The organism is Bernardetia sp. Wsw4-3y2, from assembly GCF_037126295.1.
Classification (GTDB): domain Bacteria; phylum Bacteroidota; class Bacteroidia; order Cytophagales; family Bernardetiaceae; genus Bernardetia.
The window spans coordinates 1969679-1982019 of the sequence record NZ_CP147017.1 but is presented as its reverse complement, the minus strand read 5'-3'; the positions used below and the strand labels follow the sequence as shown (position 1 = coordinate 1982019).

Here is a 12341-nt window from a genome sequence, read left to right as displayed (position 1 = left end):
GAATAAATATGCGTTCTGCATTATGAAAATTTTACCTATAAGTTTATAAAAAATATATGAAAAGTATAATAAATAAAAATCTACACCTAAATAACTCACTCATTTACAAGAATTTGATTTATGCACTATTTCTCAGTATTCTCTATTTTACTTTCTTCTTCCAAAGCCTAGTTTTAGCACAGAATGAAGAAAATATTGCTTTAGGGGAATGGCGAACACATCTAACTTATTTTGATGCTCAAACAGTTGCTACAAGTGAAGAAAAAGTATATGTGGCTTCTCAAAATGGTTTATTTTTTTATGATAAAGAGTTTTCAAACCTTGAAGTCATTTCAAGAATAGATGGTCTTTCGGATATTGGGATTGCTTATTTGCAGTATTTGCCCAAGATAAACCAACTTTTAATTGCTTATACGAATGGAAATATAGATTTTTTGTCAGATAATGAAATTAAGAACTTTCCTGTTTTTTTCGAAGATGCAGCCATTTTAGATAAGCAGATTTATCATGTTTACTATCTTCAAAATATAGTTTGGATAAGTACAAATGCTGGAATTTTAGAAATTGATGTAGAAGATTCAAAAAACAAACGCATCAGAAATTCCTACCAAAACTTAGGCGAAAATGGAGAAATAATAAAAGTCTTTGCTACAACTATTCAAGATAATATTATTTATGCAGCAACAGAAAAGGGTGTTCGATATATTTCTCTCAATGCTTCTGTCAATAAAAATGACTTTAGAAACTGGCAAACAATTCCTTCTACTCAAAATAAAGTGGTGGAGTCTATTGGTTCAAATAGTACAATAATTCTTTTTTCAATCCAAAATGAAGGCGTTTTTACTTACAATGGAACGACAAGTAATCCAATTTCTCAAATCCCAATTTCCAACGTGTATGATATAAGTGAAGATAGAACAAATTTAACAACTCTTTTTATATCGTCTGAAACTGGGCTTTATCAAATTGAAGGAGCTAATTCTTCTCTTCAAATAAATAAGATAGAAAGTGACTTAATAAAAGCTCCTCGCCAAGCCATTTCTGAAAGTGGAAGCCTTTGGATAGCTGATAACAGAACTGGATTAGTTACAAACACTTCTACTAATTTTGTTTCCTTATTTCCGTCTGGAACATATAGTCAGAATACATGGGGATTTATACAGGCAAAAGGAAAAATTATTGCTTTTTCAGGTGGATATACAGAGCCTTTTAATCCATTGAACCGAACAACAGGCTTTTATGTATTTGAAAAGGGAGAATGGACAAACTATAATGCAGAAAACAGAGATATTACAAGTAAACCAATTCCAAATGTTAGAGATTTAGTAGGAGCAACCTATTCAGAAACAGAAAATAGAGTTTATTTTGCTTCTCTTCAAGATGGTATTTTAGTTTGGAATTTGGCTGATGACACATTTTCAGTTTTTGACTCTACCAACTCTCCTTTACCTCATAACCGAGTTATTGATGTAGAAAGTGATAATTTGGGCAACCTTTGGGTAGCTCTCTCTGGAAGTAATTTAAGAGAAGATGCTTATTTGAGAAAACAACCAAATGATGATACAGCTGCTTCTTGGAAAGGATTTCGTTTTAATCAAACTAGAACTACTTTTCCTCTATCACTTGAAATTGATGAAAATAATAATGTTTGGGCAAGACTTAGTCGTTTTGTACAAGGGGGAATTTTGGTTTTTAATGAAGAAGGTGAAAGTAAAATTTTAATAGAATCTGTAAATGCTGGAAATTTAGCTTCTAATAACATAACAGCTCTCAAATCTGACGAAAATGGTGTTATTTGGATAGGAACATCAGCCGAAGTAAGTGCTAGTGTTCGTACTTTTTCTGATATTTTTGGTATCTTCAATAGTCAAGATTTGAATGCTAGAGATGTCTTTTTTGAATCTAGGCAATTATTGAGAGATGAAACCATTACCAGTATTTCATTAGATGGAGGAAATAGAAAATGGTTTGGAACGACAAACGGAGCATGGCTTTTTTCAGAAGATGCTTCAAAACAGTTTCTACACTTTACAGTAGAAAACAGCCCTCTTTTTAGTAATCAAATTTTGGATATTGAAGTTCAAGATGAAACTGGAGAAGTATTTTTTGCCACTCCCAGTGGCATTATTTCCTACCGTGGTACTTCAACAGTAGCTAAAACTGATTTTTCGACTGTAAAAATATTTCCTAATCCTGTAAGATCAGAATTTAATGGAGTAGTTGCTATTGAAGGTCTTACACAAGATGCAAATGTCAAAATTACTGATATTAGTGGAAGATTGGTTTATGAAACAAATTCTTTTGGTGGGACAGCTACTTGGAATGGAACAGATTATAATAATACCAAATCAAAAAGTGGTGTTTATTTAGTATATGTTTCTAGGCGAGATGGAAGTGAAGGTTTTGTGGGGAAAATTGTTTTTATCGAATAATTTGTAACTAAATTATAAAGTAAAAAGCAGCATTAATTCATATTTAAGCGTATAGACAAAAATGAAATATTGTATATTTACATTCTTTTACAAATCTTGATTTATTTATTATTAATTAGAATCTCAATTTTTGCGCTAGTTTTTGTAGTTGTACTTTACATATTTACACACATTAAGTTGATTTTCTCTAACTGAATTATATAAATCAGTTTTATTATCTTATTTATTCTTATATTATATTATCCGAAAAATCTATACCTATGAAATTTAATTGGAAAAATACAGTGCTTCTTATTGCTTTTTTAGCTACTTCATTTTCTTTGTGGTCTTGTCAAGGCGATGACGAAATAGATCCAGAAGCAGTAATTTCTGCACTTATTGATGGTGAGCCTTGGAATGCTTCTTCTCTTTCTTCTGGCATCAAAACAGGAGACAACATTTCTTTAACTGCTGCAAGTGGCAATGGACGCACTTTTATCATTTCATTTAAAGCCCAAACAGGAACACAAGCCTTAAATGCTTCTGTTGATACAAGTGGTGTCAATCTTATTCCTTCTATTGTTTATCGTACTCTTCCTATTGGAGGAAGTTCACTTATTTCAAATACTTGTGCTTCAAATGACGGAGCTGCAATTACCATTACAAATATCGATACTACAAACAAAACTGTTACAGGAACATTCAAAACAAAAGTATGTGGTCTGAACAATTCTGTAGAAATTACAGAAGGAAAAATAAATGGTGCAAAATATAATTAATCATTTATTTATACTTTTTTACTTTCGAAAAGTAAAAGATATAAAAATACCTTTATCATCTATTTGATAAAGGTATTTTTGTTTTATTCCATTTCAAAGACAAGTTTTTCCTTAACTTCTTCTAACAAAGATTTAATTTTTGTACTCTCTTTTCCTTGTATGACAATATGACCTATACTTTGTCCTGTTCCTTCTCGCTGATTAATAATAGAACCTTTTTTAACAGAAAGTGTAAATTCTTGTAACTCTTCAATCGATTTGATAAACTCTTTTCCTTTGACAGACTTCAGCGTTCCTGCTGGTGGATGAAAAAGACGCAAACCACTATAAAAATTAGCTTTAGTAGTTTCTATATCTATTTTATTTCCTAAAAAAGTATCTAGCCAAACTTGCCAAAAATCTTTTTGATAAGACAGTTTCAAAAGTTCCATAATATAACCACCTGGTGGGCGAATAGCCATTTCTCCAAACACTAAATTTATTTTTTCTACATCACTTTGTTCTAAATTTTGGATAAAAACTTCGGTGTGAGTAATTCCATTTTTAGCTCCCAAAGCTGCAATTATTTTTTTATTAAACTCAAAAATTTTCTTCTGAGTTTCTGATGAAAAAGTAGCAGGAACAAGATTTGCAAATTTAGGTTCTGTATATTCTGTAATATTCTGAAATAATACTTCTCCATTCTGTACAACAGCTTCAATGCTACATTCAATACCTTCTACAAAACTCTCTGCCATATAGCCTTTTTTCAAAAGCTGAGGGACTTCATCTTCTGTTTTGACAACAAAAGCTCCTCTACTTCCTGACCCTGTACAGGTTTTGAAAGCCATTGGCAAGCCTAATTTTTCAATAAGCTCTTGTTTTGATATTTTGTTATTTCCTACTTCATTTTCTAAAAAATTAGCACAAGGAATATCATTTTTTTGAGCTACTCTTTTCATTGTTGGTTTGTGGGTACAATGCAATGCAGCTTCAATAGAAGTATAAAAATTTGGTTGTATTATATCACTAATCCAAGCAGCAGGAAGAACTGATTTTTCAGTTGGTGCAAGAATAGCTATGGGATTAAGTTCTTTTTTCAACAATTCTTCAACAAAATGCTTCCATTCTTGTTTAGACCATGTAAAAGAGATTTGTTCTAAGGTGTCAGCTTTATGATTTTTGAGCTTTTTATTGTACAGAAGAATGACACGCAAATTATTATTTTTAGCAATCTCTATAGCATCAGAACGATTACCTAATATCCATACTGTATTTTTTTTATCTGTTTGCAAAACGAAATAAATTTTTGAAGTGATTTTTATAGAATAATACAAGCATAAATCTACTTATTTTGAATTGACTTATCCAAATTATAGCAAGTCTATTTCTACTTATTTTTGACGATTAAATAATATAACTCAAATTTTAATCAAATGTTAAATATCAAGATACTTCTTTGATTAACTAAATGGTTATTTTTGTAGAGTCTTTCTTTATTACAAAACTTCAATTTGCTTTAAATCAACCCTTTACCTTTAAAATATATATATATAATTATGAAACATTCTTTACTCTTTTTTTTACTTTTTATAAGTAGTTTTGCATTTGGACAAAATTTAGTAACCTATGATTTTACAGGACAACCTGGAAATCAAGGCTCAACCCCTCCTTCTTTCTCAGCAGCTAATATGCTCGCTAGTGTCATTTCTAGAGGAAGTGGGATAGCTCCAGTGGCTTCTAGCAATACTATTAATTCGAGTGGTTGGTCAACAGGTGCAATAGACTTAAATAATGACTATTATGAACTGACTCTTACTCCTTTAGGAGGTTTTAAACTAGATTTGAATGATATAAATTTTAGAGAAAGACGTTCTGCAAGTGGTATTCGTGATTTTGAAATCAGAACAAGTTTAGATGGTTATGCAACCTCTTATTTTTCTACAAATGTTCCTGATAATACTTCTCAACGTGATCAAAACTTTACTTTTCCTGCTGCTTTTTCTAATGTTACTACATCGATTACTATTCGTATTTATGGCTATAATGCAGAAGCTACTGGAGGAACTTGGCATCTAAGAAACAATAGTATAACAAATGATTTTTCTATAACAGGTACAGTAACTTCTACATCTCCTCCTGATATTGCTCTTACTTTCGATGATACAGGAGATGCAAATATTGCAAGAGGAAGCAATAACAATGTAATTTTCAGAACCTTTGCACAAATAACCACAGCAGATGCAACCCTTAACCAAGTAGTTTTGAGAACGACAGGAAACTATTCTAGTTCTGATATAAAAATAAATGGCTTCAAACTTTGGTACTCAGCTGATAACTTTCTAAATGCAGCAGATACACAAATTGCAGCTACTGGTTCTGTTTCAGGAAATGGCGAAACTATTACATTTACAGGACTTTCACAGGCTTTACCTACCTCTAGCTTTAATTTTCTTTTTGTAACAGTTGATGTTGATGCCAACGCAATCATAAATAATACTATCCAGATAGACAACACTACAATAGTAGATTTTACCTTTGCCTCTCCTAGTAATAAAACAGGAACAGCAGCATCTGGAAATGTACACACTATTATTGGACTTACTACAGGCACAGTACCCACTTCTTTATGTATAACTCCTACTGAAGGCGAACCAATCAATGTTCCTTTTACCTATTCTCCCACAGGAGTCTATACAGGAACAACTTTTACAGCTCAACTGTCTGATGCCTCAGGAAGTTTTCTTATATCTACTTCTATTGGTTCAATAGTTTCTGATGGTTCAGGTAACCAGACTATCTCTGCCACTATTCCTGCTGCTACACCACAAGGTTCTAATTATCGTATTCGTGTAGTAAGTTCTGTTCCTGATGTAGAAGGGGCAGATAATGGTGCAGATATTATTATCAATTTATTAGTAGTTTCTATCTCACCTACTGTTACACAAAATTTGACTGAATTTCAAAATGGAGATACTATTACAGCTACTGAATCACAACCTGCTCAATCAAGAAGATGGAAATATCGTAAAGCTCCAAGTACAGTTTATACAGAATTCTTAGGTAGTGATATATCTGAAACTCCTTATTTTACAGAAGATGGAACTTATTATATGGTGGTTGAAACTGACTTTGAATGTGGTAAATCTTCTACTTCTAATGAGGTACAAATAAATGTATCTAACTTTGTAGGGACACAACTTTTCCCTGGAGATATGGCTATTATAGGTTGGGACGCAAATGTAGGAAGTGGAGTAGATGAGTTTGTACTTACTAATTTAGTTCCACTGACTCAAGGTACGAAGTTTCAAGTAGTAAACGCTACTTATGAAAATGGCTCAGTAGCTAATGTTCGTGATAATGAATGGCAGAATACTAAAATCATGGAGTTTACTTATAAAGCTGTAACTGATTTGGCTGTTGGTAGTATAATTAGCTTCGAACTTCCTATTAATATTTCTAATCCTGCTACTAATATTCGTATCAACAATGTAACTGTTCCGACAACTACGTTAGAAGGAATAAGAATTACTGGTACAGAATCAGGAGGAGTAAATGTAAGTACAGGAGGCGCAGACCAAATTTTTGTTACTCAAGGAAGCTTTAAAGGAATTGATTTTGATGGTTATATTCTTTTCGGAATGACAAATGGTTCGAATTGGATTCCTTTGGCAAATGATGTCTCTACACTTCGTACTTCAAGAGCACATCCTAATATACTTTGCTTAAATACTAGACATACTGCTATTGAAGATGGCTCATATTATAATATTGGGGCATTACACGCAGGTTCACAGCGAGAAATTTTATCAAATATAATAAATATGGCTAATTGGACAGATGCAGTACCTATTCCTGTTGGCGTTCATACTAGCACTTTTACAGTTACACCAAATACAATAGCTCAAATAGAATGGATAGGAGGAGGAAGTGTGACCACTAATGGAGACAATTGGTTTTTATGCACCAACTGGGAAAACTTTTATGTTCCAAATAAACGCCATGATGTTATTTTTACTACATCAGCCACAGATGGAGCTAGAATAAATGCAGATGCAGACTATTCAGATGAGTACAGTGATTTAGCAGAAGTTAAAAATATTATCTTAGAAGAGCAAATACTGTATATCAATGATGCTAGAAGTTCAAAATTAAGTATCTATGAAGATTTAACCATTAGAAACAATGGGTTTTTGGATATGGAAGATGAAATTGCTTTTGTCGAAGATGGAACAATAAATATAAGAGGAAATTGGATAAACCAAATTGGTACTTCAGCATTTGAAGAAGGAGAATCATTAATTGTTTTTGAAGGTGGAGCAACGCAATCTATAACTACAGCAGGAGGAATTGAAAGTTTTTATGATTTAACAATCAATTGTACCAATGATTTGACTATCAATAACGAAGTACAATTAGAAACCTCTTCAGATGGATTAAGTTCACAAGGAGGCAGACTGACTTTTGTTAAAGGCAATATATTTTCTAGTGCTGCTTTTCCAAATACATACCCTGTTACTTTTACCTATGATGCTGATTATGATGGGGCGAGTGCAAAACGACATATAAGGGGTGCATCAAGAAGATTGTCTAGAAGTATTGAAGATTTTACATTTCCTATTGGCAAAAATGGAGTTTATCGTCCTCTTACTATCCATACTACCAATAATGCTATCGAAACTCAATTTTTTGCTGAGTACTTTTTTGATAATTATGCAGACCTTCAACCTGTAATTACACCACTAGATCATGTCAGTCAGATAGAATATTGGATATTAAATAGAGAAACTCCTGAAACAACACCTAATATAGCAGATGCACAAATCACTTTGTCTTGGGGCATAGAAAGTGAGGTAGGTAGTTTGGGAAGTTTAGTTGTTGCTCATTGGACAGATGCTGACCAATGGGAAAGCAGAGGTAATTCATTAACAACAGGAAACATAACAGCAGGCACAGTAAAGTCAGATGATATTATTACTCAATTTAGTCCTTTTACGTTGGGGACAATTAATAATTTGAATCTTCTTCCTGTTACATGGCTTTCTTTTGATGCTAAATATAATCAAGAACAAGATAATGTTCTTTTAGAATGGGCAACGTCAGTACAATATCAAAATCAATCTTTTACTATTGAGCGTTCTGAAAATGGAATTGATTTTACAGAAATTGGTAGTGAAAAAGGAAGTTTAGATACCCGTTCTATCAAAAAATATCAGTTTTGGGATTTTGAAATTATACATTCAAAAGTCTATTACCGTATTAAACAGATAGATAAGAATGGGAAGTTCACTTACTCTAACACCCAAACAATAGATATAGAAGATAATAGAAAGCTAGGAATTACAAATTATCAAAACAAGACTATTCTATATGCTAATCTTAATGAAGCAACAAAGGCAAAAATTCAGATTTATGATATGAATGGAAATACAATTGATATATTTGAAATAGCTTTAAAAGAAGGACGAAATGAATTTATTGTTCCTCTTAAGTTATCAAAAGCTATTTATGTCTATAAAATAGAATTAGAAAATCAATCTGACTTTGCGAGTGGAAAATTTTTAGTCAAATAAATTCATTTCTAGTCTTTATAAAGCCTGATTTAAACAAAATATCCTTTTGAAATAGTTTTTTAAGCTATTTCAAAAGGATATTTTTTATGTCTAGTTTTTTAGTTCTCTTTTACACTCTAATTCCAATCATAGAAATATCATCTCGTTGTTCTTCTCCTCTTTGATGCAAATCTAATGTTTGTTCCATTTTAGCTTTTTGTTCGTAGAGTTTGAGTACAGAAATTTCTTGTAATAACCTCAATAATTTAGGTGTACCAAATTTTTCTTGTTGATTATTATTTTGGTCTGCATAGCCATCTGTTGTGAGATATATCATAGCTCCTTTTGGTAAATCTATAAATTGAGTTTTAAAATTTTTATCTAATTTATTTCTTATACCTCCAATCGTTTTGTTATCTCCACGCAAATAAAAGGCTTCTCTTCCATTCGAATCATTTGGCAGTGTATAAATAAATGGACGTTTTGCACCTGTAAAAGCAACTTCTGTATGATTGTCTTTATATTCTAATCTACAAAAGGCAACATCCATTCCATCATCATTTGCTCTATCGTTTTCGCCTTTTAATTGACGTTCTTGTTTTAATGCTTTTCTAACCTGAATATTCAATTGTTCTAATATTTCACTTGGATCGAATATTTTTTTCTCATTTACTATTTCATTCAGGATCGAATGTCCAATCATAGACATGAATGCTCCTGGTACTCCATGTCCAGTACAATCAACAGTGGCAACGAATGTATACTTATCAATATGAGAAAACCAATAAAAATCTCCTGAAACAATATCTTTAGGACGGAAAAGAACAAAATAATCAGGCAAATATTGGCTCATTCTTTCATGACTAGGTAAAACAGCCTCTTGAATCGTTTGAGCATATCGAATCGAATCTGTAATATTTCTATTTTTGTTTTGAATAGTGTCATACGCTTTTGCATTATCAATCGCAATAGCTGTGTAAGAAGCAAGTGAACTCAGAAGAGCTACTTTTTTCTCATCATAGACATTTTTTTCAAAGCTTTGTACTGTAATTACACCAATAGGACGATTTTCAACTGATAAAGGAAGGTAAATTAGCGATTTTGGCAAATCTCCTGCTGCCACTTGATAAGTCGAAAACTTTTCAGGATATTCTTTTTCAAAGTCATTAATCAAAATAACTTCTTGCATACCCAAACACTGTACAGATAAGTTATTTTTATTAGCGACATAATCAGAATGATCTGGTAGAATTTCTCCTTTTTCGATAAAACCCTTGAACTTTATACGCTTTTCAGCAGGTTCATAAACTCCAATTCCAAATGCCTCTGCTGACATGAGTTGATTTACTTTTTTATAAAGCGTTTTAGCAATTGCTTCTAAATGAAGAGATGCTGTAATTTCTCTACCAATATCAGAAAGTGTATTTAGATTTTGATATGACTCTTCTACTTCATTGTTTTTTTGTACCAATACGATAGCTTGTTCTTCAAGTTCAGAGTTTTTCTTTTCTATATAATCTCTTTGACTTAAAATTTCTTCTTGCTGTTGTTCTAACTCTTCATTCTGAACCAAAATTTCTTGTTTCTGTGTTTCTAGTGCCTGATTCTGCGTACTGATTTGGTCTTTTTGTTTTGTAATGCGCTCATTTTGTTCAGATAAAAGTTTATTTGCTTTTTGTTTTTGAAATAAGGCAAAGAGAATAATTAAACCAATAAACAGGGCTAAAGCAATTGCACCATAAAGAATATAACGCAATAATCTATCTTCATTACGAGCTAACTTTTCAGTTTCAATTTTTTCGGCTTTCAGTTTATTTTCAAGTTCAAGGCTTTTAATTGATTCTTTTTGTTTTTCTTTTTCCAAAATTTCTTGTTTGAGTGCAAGGTCTTTGAGTTCCTGTTCTCTTTCTAGGTCTTTTATGGCTTGCTCTCTTTTTTCACTTTCAAGTTGTTGTTGGGTAAGTAAAAGAGCTTGCTGTGTTTTTTGACGTTCTAAGCGAATATTTTGTAGTGTTGTTTGTTGTATTTTTTTGTCTTGTAATTCTAGTTCAAGACTTTGCAATTTTTTGTCTGTTTCTAATTGTTTTTTCTTAGAGGCAAGGTCTTGAATTTCTTCATCTACCAAAAGTAATTTTAATTCTTTTTCATTTTTTTCAAAAGCAATTTGGCGTTGTAATGATTTTTGTAGCTCTTGTTTTTCATTTTGAGAAAGTGAATCCCGAACAGCTGCATATTGTCCATAATATGAATAAGCATTTCTATAGTCATTCTGACGCTGATAAATTTCGGACATAGTACGATAACTTGTCGTCAAAACTTGTGCATTTTTAGTTGTTTTGGCAAGTTTTATCGCTTCTGCTGTGTAGGCACGAGCATTTTGAAAATCTCTACGCAATAAATAAATAGCTGCTAAATAATTATAGGCTTGAGCAACCTCATCAGCATTTCCATTTTTCTTAGCTGTTTCTAGTGCTTGTGTAAAGTAATTTAATGAATTAATATAATCTCCTTTAACTTGATAAATTACCCCAATATTTGTGAGTGTAGTAGTATTAGGTTTATCAACAGGATTAAAAGCCAACGATTGTTTAAAGTTTTCTAATGATTTATCATAGTTTCCCAAAAATTTATTCAAAAAGCCAATATTATTAAGTGCTATTGCTGTTCCATTATTGTCTTTTTTAGATTTATGGATTGCCAAAACTTGCTCGTTATATTCCAATGCTGTCTCATAATCGCCTTTTATTTTATACAAATCAGTAAGACTTCTTAAAGTTTCTAATTTACCTTCTATATCATTATTAGAATTGTAAATTTCCAAAACGGCTGTATAATAGGCTAAAGATTGGTCATAGTTTTTAAGTTCAAGATGGGTTGAAGCAATATTTGAGAGTAGTTTTGGATGAACTGTTTCCCCCAATTCTTCATAAATCTCATTTGATTTGGTAAGGTACTCTAGTGCCTTTCCTGCTACTTCTTGTTCTTGATAAAATTCACCTATTTCTTGGTAGGTTTCTGCTAGAAGTTTTCTATTGCCTGTTTTTTCTATATTTTTTAGAGCTTGTAAATACCAACGCAAACTACTTGTAAACTGCTTTTTACCTCTATAAATATGAGCAAAATGAATAATGCTTGTTGTTAGTTCAGTTTGTGCATTAGATTGAAGTGCAGAACTAAATCCTTGTTGAGCATGTAAAAGTCCACGTTCATAGTTTTTTTTCTCAATCTCAATGGCAGCCATTTGATTTTTGAGGTGTGCTTTTACACTATCAGAATTTGTTTTTTGAAACTCTTCTTCTAACTGCTCCATGTCTAAGGTCTGAGCAATTCCATTAGTAGTAGAAAAAATAAAAAACATAAAAAAAAGCAATCCAAAATTCAATTTTGAATAAAAATTACTTTTTATATGATTAATGAGAATGATATTCATAAAATGAAAAAACAGAGTGGAAAGCTACATAAAAAAATAAATTACTGACTATCATTTGATTGGTATTAATAATAGTTCAATATGTTAAATAATATTCACACTTACAAAAATTTAGAGTGAGATTATATATAATACTTTTAATAGTAATAGACTATCTGATTATTTTACATTAAAACAGAAATTTTCACAC

General features: G+C 31.6%; 5 protein-coding genes. 3 read left to right on the top strand and 2 right to left on the bottom strand.

The window, feature by feature from the left end; all coding sequences use genetic code 11:
* The first annotated feature begins 56 nt into the window (after positions 1-56).
* On the top strand, positions 57-2432 hold the full coding sequence (locus tag V9L05_RS07840) for a two-component regulator propeller domain-containing protein (RefSeq protein ID WP_338815033.1): 2376 nt from the start codon (positions 57-59) through the stop codon (positions 2430-2432).
* Positions 2433-2692: 260 nt separating this feature from the next.
* Positions 2693-3190, top strand: a complete 498-nt coding sequence (locus tag V9L05_RS07835) for a DUF6252 family protein (RefSeq protein WP_338793554.1) — start codon at positions 2693-2695, stop codon at positions 3188-3190.
* A gap of 83 nt (positions 3191-3273) precedes the next feature.
* Here the strand turns inward: V9L05_RS07835 and V9L05_RS07830 are convergent, their stop codons facing one another.
* Positions 3274-4464 (bottom strand): ATP-grasp domain-containing protein, encoded by a 1191-nt coding sequence (locus V9L05_RS07830; protein ID WP_338815032.1) that lies wholly within the window; start codon positions 4462-4464, stop codon positions 3274-3276.
* 264 nt (positions 4465-4728) lie between these two features.
* On the opposite strand from V9L05_RS07830, the gene V9L05_RS07825 reads away from it, so the two are divergent.
* Complete coding sequence (locus V9L05_RS07825) at positions 4729-8742, top strand: T9SS type A sorting domain-containing protein (RefSeq protein ID WP_338815031.1); 4014 nt, start codon at positions 4729-4731, stop codon at positions 8740-8742.
* Positions 8743-8851: 109 nt separating this feature from the next.
* On the opposite strand, the gene V9L05_RS07820 is transcribed toward V9L05_RS07825, so the two are convergent.
* Complete coding sequence (locus V9L05_RS07820) at positions 8852-12079, bottom strand: tetratricopeptide repeat protein (protein WP_338793551.1); 3228 nt, start codon at positions 12077-12079, stop codon at positions 8852-8854.
* Positions 12080-12341 lie beyond the last annotated feature (262 nt).

Coding starts and splice junctions, on each gene's coding strand:
- V9L05_RS07840 (WP_338815033.1), top strand. CDS start 57: ATGAAAAGTATAATAAATAAAAATCTACACCTAAATAACTCACTCATT.
- V9L05_RS07835 (WP_338793554.1), top strand. CDS start 2,693: ATGAAATTTAATTGGAAAAATACAGTGCTTCTTATTGCTTTTTTAGCT.
- V9L05_RS07825 (WP_338815031.1), top strand. CDS start 4,729: ATGAAACATTCTTTACTCTTTTTTTTACTTTTTATAAGTAGTTTTGCA.
- V9L05_RS07820 (WP_338793551.1), bottom strand. CDS start 12,079: ATGTTTTTTATTTTTTCTACTACTAATGGAATTGCTCAGACCTTAGAC.